Origin of the sequence: Flavobacterium sp. (genome assembly GCF_031537875.1) — a bacterium.
GTDB lineage: Bacteria > Bacteroidota > Bacteroidia > Flavobacteriales > Flavobacteriaceae > Flavobacterium.
This window is the reverse complement of sequence record NZ_JAVKNB010000014.1, coordinates 98,157-118,325: the sequence shown is the minus strand read 5'-3', so window position 1 is coordinate 118,325 and position 20,169 is coordinate 98,157. Positions and strand designations below refer to the sequence as shown.

23 protein-coding genes are annotated in these 20,169 nt (G+C 34.6%); 11 read left to right on the top strand and 12 right to left on the bottom strand.

Annotation, left to right across the window (positions count from 1 at the left end; translation table 11 throughout):
* Window positions 1-4: 4 nt before the first annotated feature.
* Together RMR09_RS09790 and RMR09_RS09785 are read right to left on the bottom strand one after the other, a co-directional pair.
* Complete coding sequence (locus RMR09_RS09790; protein WP_310595615.1) at window positions 5-460, bottom strand: tRNA (cytidine(34)-2'-O)-methyltransferase; 456 nt, start codon at window positions 458-460, stop codon at window positions 5-7.
* Between the two features lie 4 nt (window positions 461-464).
* Window positions 465-1,043, bottom strand: coding sequence for a pseudouridine synthase (locus tag RMR09_RS09785; protein ID WP_310595614.1), 579 nt, complete (start codon window positions 1,041-1,043; stop codon window positions 465-467).
* A 114-nt stretch (window positions 1,044-1,157) separates the two neighbouring features.
* Here RMR09_RS09785 and rmuC point away from each other — a divergent pair, with 114 nt between their 5' ends.
* From rmuC to RMR09_RS09770, 3 genes are all read left to right on the top strand, one after another.
* Entirely contained in the window at window positions 1,158-2,495 is a 1,338-nt protein-coding gene (rmuC, locus tag RMR09_RS09780; RefSeq protein WP_310595613.1) for a DNA recombination protein RmuC, read from the top strand.
* 3 nt (window positions 2,496-2,498) lie between these two features.
* Window positions 2,499-3,047, top strand: coding sequence for an acyl-CoA thioesterase (locus tag RMR09_RS09775; protein ID WP_310595612.1), 549 nt, complete (start codon window positions 2,499-2,501; stop codon window positions 3,045-3,047).
* 62 nt (window positions 3,048-3,109) lie between these two features.
* Complete coding sequence (locus tag RMR09_RS09770) at window positions 3,110-3,649, top strand: YceI family protein (protein ID WP_310595611.1); 540 nt, start codon at window positions 3,110-3,112, stop codon at window positions 3,647-3,649.
* A gap of 1 nt (window position 3,650) precedes the next feature.
* Here the strand turns inward: RMR09_RS09770 and RMR09_RS09765 are convergent, their stop codons facing one another.
* Window positions 3,651-4,565, bottom strand: coding sequence for a TIGR01777 family oxidoreductase (locus RMR09_RS09765; RefSeq protein WP_310595610.1), 915 nt, complete (start codon window positions 4,563-4,565; stop codon window positions 3,651-3,653).
* A gap of 120 nt (window positions 4,566-4,685) precedes the next feature.
* On the opposite strand from RMR09_RS09765, the gene RMR09_RS09760 reads away from it, so the two are divergent.
* From RMR09_RS09760 to folE, 5 genes are read left to right on the top strand one after another with little or no spacing between them, the layout of a single operon-like run.
* Window positions 4,686-5,345, top strand: a complete 660-nt coding sequence (locus tag RMR09_RS09760; protein ID WP_310595609.1) for a TetR family transcriptional regulator C-terminal domain-containing protein — start codon at window positions 4,686-4,688, stop codon at window positions 5,343-5,345.
* Window positions 5,346-6,653, top strand: a complete 1,308-nt coding sequence (locus RMR09_RS09755; protein ID WP_310595608.1) for an AarF/UbiB family protein — start codon at window positions 5,346-5,348, stop codon at window positions 6,651-6,653. It abuts the gene before it with no gap.
* Window positions 6,653-6,931, top strand: a complete 279-nt coding sequence (locus RMR09_RS09750; protein ID WP_310595607.1) for a TIGR03643 family protein — start codon at window positions 6,653-6,655, stop codon at window positions 6,929-6,931. The genes RMR09_RS09755 and RMR09_RS09750 overlap by 1 nt, the downstream gene beginning before the upstream one ends.
* Before the next feature lie 11 nt (window positions 6,932-6,942).
* Window positions 6,943-7,626 (top strand): SDR family oxidoreductase, encoded by a 684-nt coding sequence (locus RMR09_RS09745; RefSeq protein WP_310595606.1) that lies wholly within the window; start codon window positions 6,943-6,945, stop codon window positions 7,624-7,626.
* A gap of 23 nt (window positions 7,627-7,649) precedes the next feature.
* A complete protein-coding gene (folE, locus tag RMR09_RS09740; RefSeq protein ID WP_310595605.1) occupies window positions 7,650-8,249 on the top strand; it encodes a GTP cyclohydrolase I FolE in 600 nt (199 codons plus the stop codon).
* An 82-nt stretch (window positions 8,250-8,331) separates the two neighbouring features.
* Here the strand turns inward: folE and RMR09_RS09735 are convergent, their stop codons facing one another.
* Genes RMR09_RS09735 through RMR09_RS09710 form a run of 6 tightly spaced genes read right to left on the bottom strand, consistent with a single transcriptional unit; the run spans window position 8,332 to window position 13,795 of the window.
* Window positions 8,332-9,627 (bottom strand): deoxyribodipyrimidine photo-lyase, encoded by a 1,296-nt coding sequence (locus RMR09_RS09735; RefSeq protein ID WP_310595604.1) that lies wholly within the window; start codon window positions 9,625-9,627, stop codon window positions 8,332-8,334.
* The gene (locus RMR09_RS09730) at window positions 9,627-10,088 is read right to left on the bottom strand and encodes an SRPBCC family protein (protein ID WP_310595603.1); all 462 of its coding nucleotides are present in this window, start codon (window positions 10,086-10,088) and stop codon (window positions 9,627-9,629) included. Before RMR09_RS09730 ends, RMR09_RS09735 begins: the two co-directional genes overlap by 1 nt.
* Before the next feature lies 1 nt (window position 10,089).
* Entirely contained in the window at window positions 10,090-10,539 is a 450-nt protein-coding gene (locus RMR09_RS09725) for a sterol desaturase family protein (RefSeq protein WP_310595602.1), read from the bottom strand.
* Window positions 10,540-10,557: 18 nt separating this feature from the next.
* Complete coding sequence (locus RMR09_RS09720) at window positions 10,558-11,397, bottom strand: phytoene/squalene synthase family protein (RefSeq protein ID WP_310595601.1); 840 nt, start codon at window positions 11,395-11,397, stop codon at window positions 10,558-10,560.
* Window position 11,398: 1 nt separating this feature from the next.
* A complete protein-coding gene (locus RMR09_RS09715) occupies window positions 11,399-12,874 on the bottom strand; it encodes a phytoene desaturase family protein (RefSeq protein WP_310595600.1) in 1,476 nt (491 codons plus the stop codon).
* A gap of 24 nt (window positions 12,875-12,898) precedes the next feature.
* Window positions 12,899-13,795: a MerR family transcriptional regulator gene (locus tag RMR09_RS09710; RefSeq protein WP_310595599.1), complete on the bottom strand. Its 897-nt coding sequence runs from the start codon at window positions 13,793-13,795 to the stop codon at window positions 12,899-12,901.
* Between the two features lie 186 nt (window positions 13,796-13,981).
* Here RMR09_RS09710 and RMR09_RS09705 point away from each other — a divergent pair, with 186 nt between their 5' ends.
* Together RMR09_RS09705 and RMR09_RS09700 are read left to right on the top strand one after the other, a co-directional pair.
* Window positions 13,982-14,617: a phosphoribosyltransferase family protein gene (locus tag RMR09_RS09705; protein ID WP_310595598.1), complete on the top strand. Its 636-nt coding sequence runs from the start codon at window positions 13,982-13,984 to the stop codon at window positions 14,615-14,617.
* 32 nt (window positions 14,618-14,649) lie between these two features.
* Window positions 14,650-15,315, top strand: a complete 666-nt coding sequence (locus RMR09_RS09700) for an alpha/beta hydrolase (RefSeq protein ID WP_310595597.1) — start codon at window positions 14,650-14,652, stop codon at window positions 15,313-15,315.
* 36 nt (window positions 15,316-15,351) lie between these two features.
* On the opposite strand, the gene carB is transcribed toward RMR09_RS09700, so the two are convergent.
* Together carB and rpmH are read right to left on the bottom strand one after the other, a co-directional pair.
* A complete protein-coding gene (carB, locus tag RMR09_RS09695) occupies window positions 15,352-18,207 on the bottom strand; it encodes a carbamoyl-phosphate synthase large subunit (RefSeq protein WP_310595596.1) in 2,856 nt (951 codons plus the stop codon).
* A 170-nt stretch (window positions 18,208-18,377) separates the two neighbouring features.
* Window positions 18,378-18,539 (bottom strand): 50S ribosomal protein L34, encoded by a 162-nt coding sequence (rpmH, locus tag RMR09_RS09690; RefSeq protein WP_008464848.1) that lies wholly within the window; start codon window positions 18,537-18,539, stop codon window positions 18,378-18,380.
* 166 nt (window positions 18,540-18,705) lie between these two features.
* On the opposite strand from rpmH, the gene RMR09_RS09685 reads away from it, so the two are divergent.
* Window positions 18,706-19,221: a DUF2892 domain-containing protein gene (locus tag RMR09_RS09685; protein WP_310595595.1), complete on the top strand. Its 516-nt coding sequence runs from the start codon at window positions 18,706-18,708 to the stop codon at window positions 19,219-19,221.
* A gap of 39 nt (window positions 19,222-19,260) precedes the next feature.
* Here the strand turns inward: RMR09_RS09685 and RMR09_RS09680 are convergent, their stop codons facing one another.
* Window positions 19,261-20,166, bottom strand: coding sequence for a lytic transglycosylase domain-containing protein (locus RMR09_RS09680; protein ID WP_310595594.1), 906 nt, complete (start codon window positions 20,164-20,166; stop codon window positions 19,261-19,263).
* Window positions 20,167-20,169 lie beyond the last annotated feature (3 nt).

Here is a 20,169-nt window from a genome sequence, read left to right as displayed (position 1 = left end):
AAAATTAGCGATTCAATCCAATTTGTCTTTTGGCTTCGCCAACAACAAAAGCAACTGAATTAGCAATATTAAAACTTCGAATTAAAGGCGACATCGGAATAGTTAGGTGATTCTCAAACAAAGCCAATACTTCAGGACTTAAACCCACACTCTCTTTTCCAAAAACCAACCAATCTCCCTCTTGAAATTCGGCTTCTAAATACGATTTTGAAGCGTGAGAACTCATTAAAAAAACACGGGAATGATCTGGGATTTGTCGGACCCATTCGGCAACATTTTGATATTCTGTAACATCCAAATGCACCCAATAATCCAAACCCGAACGTTTTAAATTTTTATCATTAATCACAAATCCAAAAGGATGAATTAAATGCAATCTACTTTCAGTTCCCACGCACAAACGGCCAATATTTCCTGTGTTATTGGGTATTTCAGGTTCTACCAATACGATGTTTAACATACTTTTATTTTTTTTCTATTTGAAAATCAGCCACTTCAATCACTTCGCCTGCTTGTAAATCGTTAAGATAGACATTGCCTACTCGAACTCGCACCAAGCGTAATGTTGGAAATCCAACATAAGCGGTCATTTTGCGTACCTGCCTGAATTTCCCCTCATTAATGGTTATGGAAAGCCAAGAAGTAGGTCCATGACGTTCATCTCGAATCTTCTTTCCTCTTGCACCAAAAGCAGGAACTTCATGTATCAAGAATGCCTTACAAGGTTTAGTGATGTATTTTTTTCCATTGAATCCTATTTCGACTCCTTTTTGCAATTGCTCTACTGCTTCTTGATGAATAATCCCATCTACTTGCACATAGTATTCTTTTTCTACTTTTTTACTGCGAACGAGTTCGCTCATCATGCCGTCAGTGGTCAACAATAACAAACCTTCCGAATCTTCGTCCAAACGTCCAATAGCCATCGTACCTTCAGGGAATGGATACAACTCCCCTAAAAGTCGTTTCTTTCGTTTTAATTCGTAAACAAACTGACTCAAATAGCCATAAGGTTTATGAATAATAAAATGATGATGAGACATGTCGTTTAGATTTGCCGCAAAAGTACATTATTATTGAAGAAAAAATAATTATTTTAAACTACCCAATTCATAGAATTCCTTACTTTTACTCACTTCAATAAATCAAATAAAAATATGGCAGCGGCTTTCCCTATTCTCATTACATTCCTACTAGCTCTAGTCCTTGGCATCTTCATTGGCAAGCTTATTTTCTCAGCCAAAATGCAAGCCGAAAAAATTAGTTTGGAAGAAAAAGTTTTGGCGGGTCAAGCCCAAATCCAAAATTTAATGGAATCGTTACAACAAGAAAGAAACGAAAAAGAAGTCATTCGAAATGAGAAAGACAGCCTAGCCATTCAATTATCCAAAAAAGAAGTTGATTTTGAAAATCTTTGGGAACGAAACAAAGAACAGAAACAAGAAGTAGAGCAGCTTCAAGAGAAATTTACTAAAGAATTTGAGAATTTGGCTAACAAAATATTGGACGAAAAATCCAATAAATTCACCGAACAGAATAAAGAAAATATGCAAAATATCTTGACGCCACTTCAAGATAAAATTCAATTATTCGAAAAGAAAGTTGAAGACACCCACAAAGAAAGTATTGATTACCACGCCGCTTTGCGTGAACAAATACTAGGTTTGCGAGATATGAATCTTCAAATGAGCAAAGAAACTATTAACTTGACCAAAGCCTTGAAAGGCGACAGCAAAATGCAAGGAAATTGGGGCGAATTGGTATTGGAACGCGTATTAGAAAAGTCAGGTCTAGAAAAAGGACGCGAGTACGAAGTGCAACAAGCGTTTACTACTGAAGATGGTAATCGTGTTTTTCCTGATGTCGTGATTAATTTGCCTGACGGCAAAAAAATGATTGTGGATTCAAAAGTATCGTTGACTGCTTACGAAAAATACATTAATGAGGAAGACGAAGAATTGAAATCCAATTATTTAAAAGAACATGTCAACTCCATCAAACGTCATGTAGAACAACTGGGTAACAAAAATTACCAAGACTTGTACCAAATTGAAAGTCCTGATTTTGTATTACTTTTTATTCCTATTGAACCTGCTTTTGCCATGGCTCTAAACGAAGACACTTCGTTGTACAACAAGGCCTTTGAGAAAAACATTGTGATTGTAACTCCCGCTACTTTATTGGCTACTTTACGAACTATTGATAGCATGTGGACCAATCAAAAGCAACAAGAAAATGCTTTGGAAATTGCTCGTCAAGCAGGTGCATTATATGATAAATTCGAAGGATTTGTTGCTGATTTAATTAAGATTGGTAAAAAAATAGATGAAAGTAAGGTAGAATACGCTGGTGCTATGAATAAATTGGTGGAAGGCAAAGGAAACCTGATTAGCAGCGTAGAACGTTTGAAAAAAATGGGAGCTAAAGCGAAAAAAGCACTTCCCGACACTATACTAAATCGAGCCGACAAAGACGAAAATCAATTAGAATCGTAAGCCATGAATAACACTTTTAAAACTGTAGCCTCTTCCTATATTAGCATTTCAGAATTAATGCTACCTTCTCACACCAACTTTAGTGGTAAAATTCACGGAGGCTATATACTGTCTTTATTGGATCAAATTGCTTTTGCTTGTGCTTCAAAATTCTCAGGGAATTACTGTGTCACCGCCTCCGTAGATACGGTCAATTTTTTAAAACCAATTGAAGTGGGCGAACTAGTTACGATGAAAGCAAGTGTTAATTATGTTGGTAAAAGTTCCATGATTATTGGCATCAGAGTTGAAGCCGAAAACATTCAGACAGGAGTCATTAAGCATTGTAACTCTTCTTATTTCACAATGGTTTCTAAGGATAAAGAAGGTAAAAGTATGCCCGTTCCGGGGTTGATTTTGTCAAATCTGAAAGAAATTCGTCGTTTTTGCAATTGCCTGAAACAAATTGCCTTGAAAAAAGAAAGAGATTTACACGAAGAAATTTTTGATTACAGTTCGATTGAAACCATTGAAAGTCTTAAGAAATACAATGTTTCGATAGAATTAAATTAGCCACACACTACTACTTTGTAATTAAAATTCGTAACTTTAGGATAATTAATTTCCTTTAGCTTATGAAAAGAATTACTTCTATACTGCTATTACTCATTAGCTGCTTTTCGTTTGCCCAAGATAAATGGACAACCCAATCAGGGAATATCAATTTTGAAGCCTCAGTTCCTTTTTTTGAAGAGGTCAAAGCTCAAAACTATGCAGTTAAATGTGTCTTAAATTCAGAGTACAAAATCATTGTATGTGCTTTAAAAATAAAAGATTTCCATTTTAAATTAGATTTAATGGAAACTCATTTTAACGAAATCTATTTAGAAAGCGACAAACATCCAAGAGCAACTTTTAAAGGAACTATTCCAAATCTAGACGTTACTAAAATCACTTCAGAAGGAATCATTTTACCAATAAATGGGAAAATAAAAATTCACGGTGTAACCCAACCCTTAAGTATCAAAGGAAAATTTAAAAAAACTGAAAATGCCATTCAGCTTACAGCTGATTTTGAGTTGGATACTGACGATTTTAAAATAGAAATTCCAAGTATGATTTTACCTAAGGTTTCCAAAAAAGTAAAAACACATATTGATTTTATCCTAGAATAGACTAGTCAAATAAACAATTGCGTAGCGCCTTTTCTAAATCAATAAATTGAAATTGAAATCCTGTTTTCTCAATTTTATCAGAAGCTACACGTCTTCCTTGTAAAACCAATTGAGACATTTCTCCTAATACCAATTGCAAAATGAAAACCGGAACATTGGGTAACCCCATTTTATACCCAATGACTTTAGCTAATATTTTAGAAAAAATAGTACTATTCGTTCCATCATTAATAGCTGCATTATAAGGCCCTTGCATCTCTTGATTTACAATGGCTTGAAGATATATTCGACACAAATCGTCTATGTGGATCCAAGGCATGTATTGTTTTCCTGACCCAATAGCACTCCCAAGTCGCAATCGGAACAAGGGCAGTAATTGTTTTAAAACACCATCACCTTTACCCAACACTAATCCTGTTCTGATTTGTACTGTTCGAATCCCTAAATCGTGAATTGATGCAGTAGCTCCCTCCCATTTTTGACAAACCGTTCCTAAAAAATCAGAAGCCGCCGGAGTGGCTTCTGTACAAATTACCTCATCGGTAATGGCTCCATAAATTCCAACTCCAGAGGCCGAAATAAAAGCATCTAATTTTTTATTCGTTTTTAGCAAAGTGGTATATAATAACTGAGTCGATTTTTCACGGCTATCCAAAATTGCCTGCTTACGAGCCGTTGTCCAACGTTTTGCGCCAATATTTTCACCCGCTAAATGAATCACATAATCTGCATTCAATATCGCCGCTTCATCTATCGTTCCTGCATCAACATCCCATTGAAAGTACGAAATACAATCTGTATTTGCTTTATTCGAACGACTTAAAATCGATACCGAATATCCACTTACTAAAAGCAATTGAGTTAACTTTTTACCAATAAATCCAGTCCCTCCCGTCAATAGTACATTTTTTTTCATTTTATAAATAGTTACTTGTTTTGATTTTATTACAAATATAAACAAATATTTTGTTTAACTTTTTTATTATTTTATTAAACATTTTATATCTTTATGCTCTAATTTGAAAACAACTAGACAATGGCAACTAAAAAATCAACCCTGACGAAAGACAAAATAGTTTCAATGTTCATGCAAGACACCCTTGAAAACAATGAAAAACCGAAATCAGTATACCACTTTGCAAAAGCAAATGGAATTACTGAAGCCGAATTCTATACCCTTTTTGGAGGTCTTGAAGGAGTTGAAAAAGAAATTTTTAATCAATTTCTAGAAAAAACAAAAGAGTTATTGAATAAAGACAAAGACTACGAATACTATGATATGAAGAGTAAAATGTTAAGCTTTTATTTTACTTTTTTCGAATTACTAGCAGCCAATCGTAGTTATGTTGTGTTGAGTTTGAAAGGAGACAAAAACCCATTACAAGGTTTAATGCAATTATCTAGTTTGCGAAATGGCTTTAAAGATTTTGTTAGTGAAATAATTTCTGATGAATACCGATTAAAACAAGAGAAATTCCAACAAATCCAAGAAAAAGCAATTCAAGAATCAGCTTGGTTTCAATTGATAATGACCTTGAAATTTTGGTTGGATGACACTTCTGCCTCATTTGAAAAAACAGATCTTTTTATCGAAAAATCAGTTAAAGCCTCTTTTGAATTAATGAATACTGCTCCATTGGAAAGCCTAATGGATTTTGGAAAATTCCTATTCAAAGAAAAAATACAACACAACTAAATGAAAACCATCGACTATATTCCTACTTCAAAAATTGAACGCGCTAGCAAACTAGTGCAAACAGGTGCCAAAGTAGGAGTCAATTATTTAAAATACTATGGCGAAAAAGTGGTCAATCCAACCCTGAATCGCGACAAATTAAACGAAGACAATGCTGAAGACATTTATGATGGGCTTAAAAGTTTAAAAGGAAGCGCTTTAAAAGTGGCGCAAATGCTAAGTATGGACAAAAGTTTTCTACCACAAGCCTACGTGGAGAAATTCTCATTATCTCAATTTTCAGTCCCACCACTTTCAGCTCCTTTGGTTTTGAAAACATTCAAATCTAATTTGGGCAAAACCCCTTATGAAATTTTTGATGAATTCAATCCTAATTCGGTTAATGCAGCTAGTATTGGACAAGTCCATTTGGCAGTCAAAAACAATAAAAAGTTAGCCGTAAAAATTCAATATCCTGGCGTAGCCAATAGTATTTCGTCTGACTTGGCTTTGGTTAAACCCATTGCCATTCGAATGTTCAACTTACAAGGCAAAGACTCCGATAAATATTTCAAAGAGGTTGAAGACAAGTTAATTGAAGAAACGAACTATTTATTAGAATTAAAACAAAGTCAGGAAGTAGTAGCCGCTTGTTCAAAAATAGAAAATTTAGTTTTCCCTAAGTATTATCCTGAGTATTCTTCTGAGAAAATCATTACGATGGATTGGATGACAGGCTTACACTTATCTGAATTTACCAAAGAAAACAACAATGCTGAAATTGGCAACCAATTAGGTCAGGCGCTATGGGATTTTTATATGTACCAAATTCATGTGTTGCGCAAAGTACATGCCGACCCACATCCAGGGAATTTCTTGGTAAACGAAAAAAATCAATTGGTCGCTTTAGACTTTGGATGTATGAAAGCTATTCCGAATGACTTTTACATTCCCTATTTTGAATTGGTCAAAAAAGAAATTATTGACAACAAAGCATTGTTTAGCGATAAATTATTCGAATTAGAAATCTTACGAACCGATGATACTGCTGAAGAAGTCGCTTATTTCACGGAAATGTTCTATGATTTATTAACGTTGTTTACACAACCTTTTCAATCGGAAACTTTTGATTTTTCAGATGAAGGTTTTTTTCAGAACATCGCTCAATTAGGCGAACGTTTTGCCAATGACACCAACTTACGAAAAATGAATGGCAATAGAGGTTCCAAACATTTTATTTATATGAACAGAACCTTCTTTGGTTTATACAATTTATTATTTGACTTAAAAGCCAATATTGTGGTACATCAGTTTCAAAAATACCAATAATGAGAAAAGAACTAACCGACATAGAAAAAGATCGCGTCATAGAAATGGCTTGGGAAGACCGAACCACATTTGATGCTATTTTATTGCAATTTGGGTTAAAAGAACAAGAAGTGATAGACCTAATGCGTGCCGAAATGAAGCCGTCAAGTTTCAGAATGTGGCGTGCAAGAGTACAAGGTAGAAAAACCAAACACGAAAAATTGAGAGATTTTAGAGAAGGACGTTTTAAATGCAGTCGCCAAAGACAAATCAACAACAATAAAATAGCGAAACGCTAAATCCTATAAAAATGAAAAAAATACTCATCATTGGTGGAAGCAAAGGAATTGGCAATGCCATTTTGTTACAGCAATTAGACAAAAACATCGTTTACACCATTAGCCGTACTGCACCTGAAATCTCACATCCAAACCTAACTCATTTCTCGTTAGACGTGTTGCAAGACACACTTCCTGAAATCGAGAGCTTGGATAGTTTAATTTATTGCCCAGGTTCGATTACGTTAAAGCCTATTGGAAGTTTGAGTATTGACGATTTTAGAAATGATTTTGAAATCAACGTCATTGGAGCTGTAAAAGCCATCCAAAAATACTTGCCTGCTTTGAAAAAAGGCAACCAACCTTCCATCCTATTATTTAGTACGATTGCTGCAAAATTAGGGATGCCATTTCATGCCAGTATTGCTACTGCCAAAGCCGGAGTAGAAGGTTTAGTGAAATCCCTTGGTGCTGAATTAGCGTCCAGCATTCGCATTAACGCTATTGCGCCAACTATTACTGAAACTACTTTAGCTTCGGGAATTTTAAGAAACGATCGAATGAAAGAAAATATGGTAGAACGCCATCCCATGAAAGGCTACTTACAACCACAAGAAGTGGCTGAAATGGCTGACTTCTTAATTTCTGAAAAAGCAAAATCCATCTCAGGGCAAATATTCGAGATGGATTATGGTATTGTCAGCTTTAAAATTTAATAAAAACACCTCAAAAAAACTCAATGAAAAACTACGAAAAGATAGAGCAATACAATACCGAAGTCACTGAAATATTGTCTTCAAATTACAAAACCATTATTGAAAATTTAGGCGAAGATGTGAACCGTGAAGGGCTTGAAAAAACACCAGAAAGAGTCGCTAAAGCCATGCAATATTTAACACACGGTTACGAAATCAATCCGTTGGAAATATTAACATCAGCTTTATTTACCGAAGACCACCAGCAAATGATTGTGGTAAAAGATATTGAAGTGTATTCTATGTGCGAACACCATATGTTACCTTTTTTCGGGAAAACACACGTGGCGTATATTCCCAATGGAAAAATTGTAGGATTAAGTAAAATCCCTCGTATTGTAGATGCTTTTGCTCGTAGAATGCAAGTGCAAGAACGATTGACAGACCAAATCAAAGATTGTATTCAAGAGGCGCTAGAACCGCTAGGTGTAGCTGTTGTCATTGAAGCACAACACATGTGCATGCAAATGCGTGGGATTCAAAAGCAAAACTCTGTGACAACTACTTCTTCGTTTACAGGGGCTTTTGAAAAAGACAAAACACGTAAAGAATTTATCAGTTTAATTTCGAATAAATTAAGCTAAGAAAATAATTGTTTTTAGGTTAGGGTTAAATTGTAAACTCCCGATACGCTTTATTAAGTTATCGGGAGTTTTTATTATAGAGTTATTTTAGAATTCCAGCTTTATAAGTAGCAATCGCTCGGTCTCTAGCCATGGCGTGTTCTACCATCGGTTGGCCGTAACCCAAATCAAATTCTTTAATCCATTGACGAATGTAAATTCCTTTTTCGTCAAATTTTTTCAGTTGAATATCTGGATTGAATACTCTAAAGTAAGGTGCTGCATCACAACCCGTTCCTGCTGCCCATTGCCAATTCCCGACGTTCGCCGCCATTTCATAATCCAATAACTTTTCAGCAAAATAAGCTTCGCCCCACTGCCATTCGATTAACAAATGTTTGCAGAGAAAACTAGCCACCACCATACGCACTCGGTTGTGCATATAGCCCGTTTCATTCAGCTGACGCATTCCTGCATCTACCATTGGGTAACCTGTTTTTCCTTCGCACCAACGTTGAAAATCGGCTTCGTCATTTCGCCATTGGATTCCATCATACGCAGACTTGAAATTCTTATTTTTCACTTTTGGAAAATGAAAAAGGATTTGCATAAAGAATTCTCTCCAAATCAATTCGCTCAAGAATACAGGATTTTTACGCACCGCCCAATTCACTAATTTCCGAATACTAACCGTGCCAAAACGCAAATGAGGAGACAGATATGAAGTGCTATCTAAAGCCGGAAAATCACGCGTTTCGTGATAATTTGCAATCAATTTTAAATTATGCGGTTTAACTTTAATTGGACTTGCTATAAAACCAATTTGTTCCAAAGAAAGAAAGTCAAACTCACTTTTAAAAAAATTAGAAAAATAGGGTGACGCATCCAATTCTTGAACGGGTGCTATCGATTGGTACTTTTCCAACCATTTATTTTTAAACGGAGTATAAACAGTATAAGGTAAGCCATCGGCTTTAACAATCTCAGCTTCTTCAAAAATAACTTGGTCTTTGGTAGCCAAAACTTTAATTGCTTTGGATTGTAATATCTCTGCAACGGCCGCATCGCGTTGGATGGCAGAAGGCTCGTAATCTTTATTCCAAATGACTTCTCGAATAGTATATTCTTCGAGTAAATTAGTCCAAACTTCTTGAGGTTTTCCCTTTTTGATTAAAAGCGAACTTCCTGATTCTTTCAGTTGGGTGTTTATTTTAGAAAGTGATTCGTGAATAAAACCTACTCTCGGATCGTTATTAGGTAATCGTTCCAAAATAGTTTCGTCAAAAATAAAAAGTGGGATTACAGGATATTGGGATTGCAAAGATTGATACAACCCTACATTATCTTCTAATCGTAAATCACGTCGAAACCAGAAAAAAGCAACCTCTTGTTTAGCCATTATTTGTTATTAAATAATTCGTCCACCTTCACTTTTCTGTAATCGAAAATAGCTTTCAATTTATTTTTAACCACCAAGGTATTCATTATTCGACCAATAAACCCCAAAGGCAATGCATAATGCACTAAATCAGTCATTAAAACACCATTTTCAGTAGCCTCAAAAAAGTGTTTGTGATGCCATAAAGCATAAGGTCCAAAACGCTGCTCGTCTATGAAATAACTATTGTCTTTCACAAAAGTAATTTCAGTTACCCACGGTAATTTGATTCCCAAAAGAGGTGATACTTTATATTGAATAATCTGACCCGCATACATGTTTTTCTCATCAAAATCTGTGATTTCGAATCCCATAGACTCTGGGGTAATCTTTTGTAAATTTCTAGGACTAGAAAAGAAAGTCCAACATTCTTCTAAACTAGCATTAACATGCTGCTCTGTTTTTTTAGTATAAACTTTCATCTTAAATTTTATAGTATTTGAATGGAACAAACAACATCCCAAAACATTCTCCATGTTCTTTTCCTAGGTGTTTGTGGTGTACTTTGTGTGCTTTACGCAAACCAATTAAATACTTGTTATTGGTATTTTTAAACCATTTGAAACGTTGGTGGATCAAGACATCGTGAATCATGAAATAACACATGCCGTAAAACATGATTCCTAAACCAATAAAGAATTTATAGTTCAACCCTCCTTCTACACCATAATAAAAAAGCACGATACTTGGGATGGCAAAAATGACAAAGAAAACATCGTTTCTTTCGAAAATAGCAGCATATTTAGGTTGGTGATGATCTTCGTGAAAATACCACATAAAGCCATGCATCACAAATTTATGTGTACACCAAGTCACACATTCCATCAATAAAAAAGTCCCTAAGAAAATCAGAAAAAACTGGATTTCATTCATTGTTGTAACGATTAAATTTTAAACTAATTTTAATTTATAAGTAACAAAAGACTGGGCTAATAATCCCGCTTTGGTATAATTAGAAACACGAATTCGTGCCGTACCAATTTTATGGCTTGGGGTTTTCTCCAATTTATTTAATAGTTTTTTATAATACACATAAGCCGTGTACACACCAAATTTAGCCTCCATTGGTAATTTAGTAATGCCTTGAAAAGCAATTTTAAAATCGTCTTCGATTTCGCTAATAATCGCTTGTTTTGCTTTTTCATCAAATGAATTCAAATCTACTCCAGGGAAATACGTTCGGTTTAAAACCAAATTATCGTCTTTCAAATCGCGTAAGAAATTCACTTTTTGAAATGCCGATCCCAAACGCATCGCTTCGTCTTTCAACAAATTGTATTTCTCAGTATCGCCATCCACAAAGACTTTCAAACACATCAATCCCACCACATCAGCTGAACCATAGATGTATTCTTCGTATTCTTCTTTGCTATGGTATTCGGTTTTGACCAAATCCAATTTCATACTTTTCAGAAAAGCCTGGATCAAATCGTCTGAAATATTATAGCGTTTTACCGTAATTTGAAATGAATTCAAAATAGGATTCAAACTAATTCCCGAATTGAATGCTTTATAGTATTCAGTTTCAAAATCATTAATTAAGGTTTCTTTTTCATATCCGTGAAAAGAATCCACAATTTCATCCGCAAAACGAACAAAACCATATACGCTATAAATAGCTTCTCGTATGCTTGGCGAAAGCATATAGACTGCTAATGAAAATGAAGTGCTGTAATTTTTAGTCACCAGCTTACTGCATTTAAAGGATACGTCGTCAAATAACTGCTTCATGTTAGGCTTTTGAAAATTGTTTATTAATTAATTCGGCTACTAATTTTCCCGAAATTAAGGCGGGAGGCACACCCGGTCCAGGAACCGTCAACTGACCTGTAAAAAACAAATTAGCGACTTTTTTACTTTTTAATTTGGGTCTTAAAAAAGCCGTTTGCAATAACGTATTGGCCATTCCGTAAGCATTCCCTTTATAGGAATTATAGTCTTGTACAAAATCATTTTTGCAAAATGATTGTCTAAAGATAATGTTTTTTCGAACCTCTTGTTGCGTCAACGTTTCCAATCGGTCCATAATTTTATGAAAATATTCTTCGCGTAAGGCTTCTGTGTCTTCAATTCCAGGTGCTAGTGGAATCAAAAAACAAGCAGATTCCATTCCTTCAGGAGCCGTAGACGGATCTGTTATCGATGGAAAACTAGCATAAAACAAAGGCTCAGCTGGCCATCTTGGAGTGTCATAAATATCTTTAGCATGCTGATTAAAATCAGTATCAAAAAACAAAGCGTGGTGCGAAATATTTTCTATTTTTTTATTGAACCCCACATAAAACAACAATGAAGAGGGCGCAAATACGCGACTATCCCAATATTTTTCAGAATACGCACGGTGTTGTTCTTCTAGTAACGTTTCAGTATGATGGTAATCTGCACCACTCAACACCACATCCGCATAGATTGCTGTACCATTAACAACTATTCCTTTAGCCGATTTGTTTTCAACAATGATTTTTTCAATCGCTGCATTGGTTACAAATTGAACCCCTAATTCAGCTGCCAAACTTTCCATTCCTTTAACTACATCAAACATTCCTGTCTTTGGATGCCAAGTTCCTAAACCAAAGTCGGCATAATTCATAAAGCTATAAAAAGAAGGCGTGTCTGAAGGTTTCGCACCTAAAAACAAAACTGGAAATTCTAAGATTTGAACTAGCTTTTCATTCTTGAATTTCTTGCGAACATCGCGACTGATGTTACTAAAAAATTGTCCTACTTTTTTAGCTGTTTCTAAAGTAATTAGTTCCAAAGGAGAAACTCCTGGACGATATACTAAGTCTTTTATAGCAATATCGTAATTGCTTCGAGCTTCAGCCATAAATTGTTCCAAAATAGCCCCACTACCCTTTTCTACCGACTCAAAAGTGGCAATAATTTCGGGTAAATTATCGGCAATGGAAATGAATTCATTGATTCCAAAATACACGCGATAGGCTGGAGACAATTTAATCAACTCATAATAATCGGTAGTTTTTTTACCAAAATCAGCAAAAAATCGTTCAAAAACGTCAGGCATCCAATACCAACTTGGTCCCATGTCAAAAGTAAAACCATCACTTTTTAGCTGACGTGCGCGACCACCAATAGTGACATTTTTTTCGTAAACAGTAACTTGATGACCGCTTTGAGCCAAATAACTTGCTGCTGCTAAAGACGAAAATCCAGAACCTATAATTGCTATTGTTTTGGGTTGATTCATTAATTTATTATTTGTAATTATTATTTAAATAGCTTCTACTAAAGACTCTATCGAATTGAAAACCGACATACTATCAGAAAGAATGTTAGTATCAATATGTTCTATCATTCGCCCTATATACCATAATTGGGTAGTCTCGTCTTCTAACTCTTGTTTCATTTGATTGACATAATCATTAACTGATTCTTTATCAGGCTGAACGGTAAGGTACGAAACAAAAACTATGGAGTCGAAATGTTTCTTTAAATCTTTTAAATTGTCAATTGGCATGCTTTCCCCTAAATAAATGGTCTTGTAGCCTTTTGATAAAATTTCATAATTCAAATACATCAAGCCTAATTCGTGAATTTCATTCATAGGCAATGACAACACAAAAACTTTATCTGTCTTGGTAGGTTTTAAGATCTGCAATTGTTCCGTTTGAATAAGTAATTTTTGTTTGATCAAAAAAGTAATGAAATGTTCGTGTGCGGGCGAAATTGTGTCTGTTTGCCATAACATTCCCAATTCTTGCATCAAGGGAATGAATACCTCATGAAAAATTTCTTGAAACGATTTTTCAGCCATTAACCAGTTGTAAGTTCTAAAAAACAACTCCTGATCAAAATGCATCATCGCCATTTTGAATTCGCTTAATGCATGACTTTTAGCTGTTTTATTAGTTACAATCTCACGAACTAAATTAGGTATATTATCTGGTGGATAAGTTGCAATTTTAGAAATTTTATACCCGTAATCATGAAGTAAAGTAATGTTGAGCAGCTTTTGCAAACTTGCTAAATCATACAGCCTAATATTGGTATCCGTACGCATGGGTTCCAAGATATTGTACCTTTTTTCCCAAATACGAATCGTATGCGCTTTAATTCCTGATAAATTTTCGAGGTCTTTGATACTGAATACGTTTTTAACGTTGTTCATTCTTTTTTAATTTTTATTAAACAAATGTAAAATAAAAAATGATAAGAAGCTAATTCATTTTAAATCCATCTACTTATTTTTATTAAGATACTGAAAATTAACATTTTATATATTCAATTAAATAAATATAAGCCCTAAATTTATATTCCCCTTTCAACCTACAAGTTTATTTCAAAAATTACTTGTATGTACTACGAAAAACTAAAAAACAGAACTGAAGCAGGGCAACTACTAGCAAAAAAATTACTGCAATACCAAAATAGTGATTCAGTAGTACTTGCTATTCCTAGAGGAGGAGTCCCTGTTGGTTATGAAATTGCAAAAGAATTACATCTCCCTTTAGATATCATCTTTTCAAAAAAAATTGGACACCCTAATAATAAAGAATTTGCTATTGGAGCAGTTGCCCTCGACTCAGTAATAGTCGATGAAAATACAGGAGTTTCTGCGGATTACATCCAAAAAGAAGTATTAAGTATACAACAAAATATACGAAAAAAATATAAATTATATAAGGGTAATAAGGAACTATTAGATTTAAAAAATAAAAATGTAATACTAGTGGATGATGGAATTGCTACAGGAAATACCTTATTAGTTTGTTTGGATATTGTACGGAAAAAAAATCCTGCAAAAATTATTATAGCAATACCTGTATTGCCTTTTGACACACTATCTGTTTTCAAAAAAAATACTGATGAATTAATCTATTTAATAGCGGCTCATCATTTTAGTGGAATTAGTAGCTTTTATAACCAATTCGAACCAGTTGAAGATGAAGAAGCTATTCAAATGTTAAACTATAAGCAACCTCACAAATAATCATTTTTTAAAATTATTAAAATTGAAACATTATGAAAAAATTAGATTTGAATATTCCTGTCGATTCGGTCATTTTAAAAGGTGATTTAATTATCCCTGAGAAAGCCATTGGAGTTGTTGTTTTTGCTCACGGAAGTGGAAGTAGCCGTTTCAGCTCTAGAAACCGAATGGTTGCTGAACTCCTACAGAAAGAGAATGTAGGCACTTTCCTATTTGATTTACTTACCGAAGAAGAAGATCGTATTTATGAAAATCGGTTTAATATTGATTTATTAACTACTCGATTAATCAATGTGACAGAATGGTTTCTTGAAAACAAAGAAATTAAAAAATATCCAATTGCTTATTTTGGTGCAAGTACAGGAGCTGCTTCAGCATTAAAAGCAGCCGCATTTTTTGAAAATACCATTAAAGCCGTAGTATCTCGTGGTGGACGACCTGATTTAGCCGTACAAGAATTACCCATGGTAACTGCTCCAACATTGCTTATTGTAGGTGGACTTGATGTTCCCGTAATCAATATGAATAAATTAGCATTAGAAAAATTAGAGTGCGTAAAAGAAATGCAAATCGTATATGGAGCTACACATCTATTTGAAGAATCAGGAAAACTATTAGAGGTTGCCAATTTAGCAATCAATTGGTATAAGAAATACTTAGTAAAACCAAAAACAATTAAAAAAATAAAAAGCCTCTAAAAAGAGGCTTTTACATATCTAGATTCAAATACGTAATTATTTACTCAAATACATTTTTCTTCGAGAATACAATTCATAGAATTGATCGTCTTTCAAGTCGTCAATAAACAAGATACTTTCACCCGTTGATTTCATCTCTGGCCCTAATGCTTTATTCACATTTTGGAATTTGCTAAAAGAGAAAACAGGTTGTTTAATTGCATATCCTTTCAACTGTGGATTGTAGTTAAAATCAGTTACTTTATTAGCTCCTAACATCACTTTAGTAGCATAATTTACATACGGTTCCCCATACGCTTTTGCAATAAAAGGGACGGTTCTAGACGCTCTTGGATTGGCTTCAATGATGTAAACAATATCATTTTTGATAGCAAACTGAATATTGATTAAACCTACGGTTTTCAAAGCAACTGCTATTTTATGCGTGTGATCTTTAATTTGTTGCATTACAAATTCACCCAAGTTAAACGGTGGCAAAGTGGCATTACTATCTCCCGAGTGAACACCACAAGGTTCGATATGTTCCATAATTCCGATGATATATACATTACCATCAGCATCACAAATCGCATCAGCCTCAGCCTCAATAGCGCCGTCTAAATAGTGGTCTAACAACAATTTATTCCCTGGGATTGACTTCAATAAATTGATTACGTGTTCTTCTAATTCTTGTTTGTTGATGACAATTTTCATTCCCTGACCTCCTAACACATACGAAGGACGAATCAATAATGGGAAGTCTAATGTATCTGCTAATGCAGACGCTTCATCAGCAGTTTCAGCAATACCAAATTTAGGGAACGGGATATTTAAGTCCGTTAATAAATCAGAGAAGCGCCCTCTATCTTCAGCTAAATCCAAAGCATCAAAGCTAGTTCCTAAGATTTTTACTCCGTATTTAGATAATTTCTCCGCTAATTTCAAAGCCGTTTGACCACCTAATTGCACGATAACACCTTCTGGTTTCTCATGTTGGATGATATCATAAATATGTTCCCAAAAAACAGGTTCGAAATACAATTTATCAGCTGTATCAAAATCAGTCGAAACCGTTTCTGGATTACAGTTAATCATAATCGTTTCATAGCCACATTCTTTAGCAGCAAGCACCCCGTGAACACAAGAATAATCAAACTCAATTCCTTGTCCAATTCTATTTGGGCCTGACCCTAAAACAATGATTTTCTTTTTATCCGTCACAATACTTTCGTTGTGAACATAACGCTCTCCGTTTGGCTTTTCAATTTCAGCCTCAAAAGTAGAATAGTAATACGGCGTTTGTGCTTTAAATTCAGCCGCACAAGTATCTACTAATTTGAACACACGGTTGATTTTCATATCCATACGTAATGTATGCACTTGACTTTCCAAAGCCCCCATCATGTGCGCAATTTGTCTATCAGAAAATCCTTTTTGTTTGGCTTCCAATAGCAATTCTCTTGGTAAAGAATCTACTTTATACGATGCAATTTCTTTTTCTAAAGTAAATAACTCTTCGTATTGTTTCAAGAACCACATATCGATTTTAGTGATTTCGTGAATACGACTCAACGGAATTCCCATCGCAATCGCATCATAGATTACAAAAACACGATCCCAACTTGCATAAGTCAGTTTCTCGATAATTTGTTCGTAGTTGGTATATCCTTTTCCGTCAGCACCTAAACCATTTCTTTTGATTTCCAAAGACTGAGTAGCTTTATGTAAGGCTTCTTGGAACGAACGTCCAATTCCCATTACCTCACCTACTGATTTCATTTGAAGTCCTAATGTTTTATCAGCACCTTCAAATTTATCGAAGTTCCAACGTGGTATTTTTACAATCACATAATCCAAAGTCGGTTCAAATAAAGCCGAAGTTGATTTTGTAATTTGATTTTGCAATTCATCTAAGTTGTAACCCAAAGCTAATTTTGAAGCAATTTTAGCAATTGGATAACCTGTAGCTTTAGAAGCCAATGCCGATGAACGTGACACACGTGGGTTGATTTCAATCGCAACAATATCTTCTTTTTCGTCTGGCGAAACCGCAAATTGTACGTTACATCCTCCAGCAAAATTTCCGATGCTACGCATCATCAATATCGCCATATCACGCATTTTTTGGAATGTCGTATCCGAAAGCGTCATGGCTGGCGCTACCGTGATAGAATCTCCAGTGTGGATTCCCATTGGATCCATATTTTCGATAGAACAGATAATAACTACATTGTCGTTTTTATCTCTCAATAATTCTAATTCATATTCTTTCCAACCTAGCAAAGCCTTGTCAATCAACACTTCGTGAATTGGAGACATTTCTAAACCGTAAGTCAGTTTTTCGTCAAATTCTTCTTTGCTGTGTACAAAAGCTGCTCCCGTTCCTCCTAAAGTAAATGAAGGACGAATTACTAATGGGAAACCAAATTCTTGTGCAATTTCTTTTCCTTGTAAGAATGAAGTAGCTGTTTTTGCTGGTGCAGCAGGAACTCCAATTTTTTCAAGCAATTGTTTGAACTGCTCTCTATCTTCAGTAATATTAATGGCGTTCACATCAACCCCAATTAATTTTACTCCAAAATCTTCCCAAATTCCTTTTTCTTCAGCTTCCAAGCATAAATTCAAAGCGGTTTGTCCACCCATTGTTGGCAACACCGCATCAATTTGCGGATGTGCTTTCAAAATTTCAATAATTGACTTGGTCGTCAATGGTTTCAAATAAACATGATCGGCCATTGAAGGGTCAGTCATAATTGTAGCAGGATTCGAGTTGATTAATATCACTTCGATTCCTTCTTCACGAATCGAACGTGCTGATTGCGAACCAGCATAATCAAATTCGCATGCTTGACCAATTACAATAGGACCTGAACCTATTATCAAAACGGATTTAATGGATGTGTCTTTTGGCATTGTAGTATAATTTGTGTGTATGTTGTTTTTTATTATTGTCAGGTTGAAGTAGAAAAAAATACTTTAACCTGAGTATTTTAGAACTAATCTAACTATAATTAGTTTAATTTTTCAAAAAAAAGCCGTTACTAAAAAATAGTAACGGCTTAATATTGATTATAGAATAACCATTATTTTTTGTGTCTAGGTTCGCTAGAAACAGTCAATTTATGTCTTCCTTTAGCTCTTCTTCTTGCAAGAACTTTTCTTCCATTAGCAGAAGCCATTCTGTCCATAAATCCGTGTTTATTTCTTCTTTTTCTTTTCGATGGTTGAAACGTTCTTTTGCTCATTGGTTTGTATCTTTAAAATCTTTATTTATATGTCTTCTAGTTTTTGAATAACCGTTATTCGAAAACCGAGTGCAAATATACAAAGACTTTTTTTTCTAGCAAGTAGTTTTATAAAAATATTTTTAATTCCTTTTACTATCTTTGCAATCATAAATTTAAACCTATTATGTTTCACAAAAATATCAAACTTATCCTTGCCGGACTTATTGTCGCTACAGGCATTTGGCAAATTACTGATGGTTACACTGGAAATGGAATCTTCCTTATATTAGTGAGTGCTCTTCCCGTTTTTTTATATTTCAAAAACGAATTCATCTTACTCGCTTTCTTAAAGTTAAGAAAACAAGATTTTGAAGGTGCTAAAAAATGGTTAGACAAAATCAAAAACCCAGAAGGTGCCTTAGTTCAAAAACAACAAGGGTATTTCAATTACCTTCATGGAATTATGCTTTCGCAAACCAATATCAATCAATCTGAGAAATATTTCAAAAAAGCGATCGAGTTGGGATTGTCTATGGATATGGATTTGGCTGTGGCCAAATTAAACCTAGCGGGCATTGCTATGTCTAGAAGAAGAAAATTAGAAGCTACCTCTTTATTGAATGAAGCAAAAAAACTAGACAAACAAAACATGCTGAAAGATCAAATCAGTATGATGAAAGAACAAATGAAGAAAATATAACACAAAAAAAAGAGGCGATGAATATCGCCTCTTTTTTTTTTAATATCCTTCCAAAGGAATTTCCAGTTGGTATTTTTTATTCGTTGGATTGACAATCTTAGTTGTTCGCAACCACGGATTGTGAATTTTTAAAATTTTGTAGTTAATCCCTTGTTGAATTGCTAAAGTGGCCAAATCAGTTACAGAACTATCTATCGCAATTTTTTTTGTAGCTACAATTTTATATTGCTCCTCTTCAGTAATTGGAAAACCATATTGTTCTGGATGTTCCATAATTTGTTTCAAAGCTAAAATTCGGAATACATAACGTGATGTTTCATCATTGAGTAGCAAATCATAATAATTAGCTACTTTTTGAATATCCAATTGCTTTTTGATTCCTGTCCCACCAGCATTATAAGACGCTGCGACTAATGTCCAATTTCCAAATTTCTCTTTGGCTTTCAAAAAATAAGCACAGGCTGCCTCAGTCGCTTTTTCTAAATGATAACGCTCATCTATATTTTCATTTACTTCAAGTCCGATTTCCTTAGCCGTATCAGGCATAAATTGCCAAATTCCTTTGGCTCCAGCCGGAGAAACTACATTCACTAAACCACTTTCTATCACCGCTACATATTTAAAATCGTCTGGAATTCCGTTTTTCTTTAATATCGGTTCAATGACAGCAAAAGCACGATGCGCTCTTTTTAAAATCAAAAGTGTTGACGCATTCAAGTGCTCGTTCACTAATAACTCTCTATCCAAACGTTCTTGGACATCGGCAATTTGCAACGGTACTGCTTCTCCTGCAAAATCAATCTTGGCAGGAAAATAATTCGGATTAAAACGAGCAATCCAGTTTGCAGGTAATTCTAATTTGGAAGCAAAAATAAACAGACCACTAATTAGCACTACCCCAATCAAAAGGCTCCATTTACGAAAGCTGTTGGTTACTTTTTTCATTTA

Coding starts and splice junctions, on each gene's coding strand:
- RMR09_RS09790 (WP_310595615.1), bottom strand. CDS start 460: ATGTTAAACATCGTATTGGTAGAACCTGAAATACCCAATAACACAGGA.
- RMR09_RS09785 (WP_310595614.1), bottom strand. CDS start 1,043: ATGTCTCATCATCATTTTATTATTCATAAACCTTATGGCTATTTGAGT.
- rmuC (WP_310595613.1), top strand. CDS start 1,158: ATGGCAGCGGCTTTCCCTATTCTCATTACATTCCTACTAGCTCTAGTC.
- RMR09_RS09775 (WP_310595612.1), top strand. CDS start 2,499: ATGAATAACACTTTTAAAACTGTAGCCTCTTCCTATATTAGCATTTCA.
- RMR09_RS09770 (WP_310595611.1), top strand. CDS start 3,110: ATGAAAAGAATTACTTCTATACTGCTATTACTCATTAGCTGCTTTTCG.
- RMR09_RS09765 (WP_310595610.1), bottom strand. CDS start 4,565: ATGAAAAAAAATGTACTATTGACGGGAGGGACTGGATTTATTGGTAAA.
- RMR09_RS09760 (WP_310595609.1), top strand. CDS start 4,686: ATGGCAACTAAAAAATCAACCCTGACGAAAGACAAAATAGTTTCAATG.
- RMR09_RS09755 (WP_310595608.1), top strand. CDS start 5,346: ATGAAAACCATCGACTATATTCCTACTTCAAAAATTGAACGCGCTAGC.
- RMR09_RS09750 (WP_310595607.1), top strand. CDS start 6,653: ATGAGAAAAGAACTAACCGACATAGAAAAAGATCGCGTCATAGAAATG.
- RMR09_RS09745 (WP_310595606.1), top strand. CDS start 6,943: ATGAAAAAAATACTCATCATTGGTGGAAGCAAAGGAATTGGCAATGCC.
- folE (WP_310595605.1), top strand. CDS start 7,650: ATGAAAAACTACGAAAAGATAGAGCAATACAATACCGAAGTCACTGAA.
- RMR09_RS09735 (WP_310595604.1), bottom strand. CDS start 9,627: ATGGCTAAACAAGAGGTTGCTTTTTTCTGGTTTCGACGTGATTTACGA.
- RMR09_RS09730 (WP_310595603.1), bottom strand. CDS start 10,088: ATGAAAGTTTATACTAAAAAAACAGAGCAGCATGTTAATGCTAGTTTA.
- RMR09_RS09725 (WP_310595602.1), bottom strand. CDS start 10,539: ATGAATGAAATCCAGTTTTTTCTGATTTTCTTAGGGACTTTTTTATTG.
- RMR09_RS09720 (WP_310595601.1), bottom strand. CDS start 11,397: ATGAAGCAGTTATTTGACGACGTATCCTTTAAATGCAGTAAGCTGGTG.
- RMR09_RS09715 (WP_310595600.1), bottom strand. CDS start 12,874: ATGAATCAACCCAAAACAATAGCAATTATAGGTTCTGGATTTTCGTCT.
- RMR09_RS09710 (WP_310595599.1), bottom strand. CDS start 13,795: ATGAACAACGTTAAAAACGTATTCAGTATCAAAGACCTCGAAAATTTA.
- RMR09_RS09705 (WP_310595598.1), top strand. CDS start 13,982: ATGTACTACGAAAAACTAAAAAACAGAACTGAAGCAGGGCAACTACTA.
- RMR09_RS09700 (WP_310595597.1), top strand. CDS start 14,650: ATGAAAAAATTAGATTTGAATATTCCTGTCGATTCGGTCATTTTAAAA.
- carB (WP_310595596.1), bottom strand. CDS start 18,207: ATGCCAAAAGACACATCCATTAAATCCGTTTTGATAATAGGTTCAGGT.
- rpmH (WP_008464848.1), bottom strand. CDS start 18,539: ATGAGCAAAAGAACGTTTCAACCATCGAAAAGAAAAAGAAGAAATAAA.
- RMR09_RS09685 (WP_310595595.1), top strand. CDS start 18,706: ATGTTTCACAAAAATATCAAACTTATCCTTGCCGGACTTATTGTCGCT.
- RMR09_RS09680 (WP_310595594.1), bottom strand. CDS start 20,166: ATGAAAAAAGTAACCAACAGCTTTCGTAAATGGAGCCTTTTGATTGGG.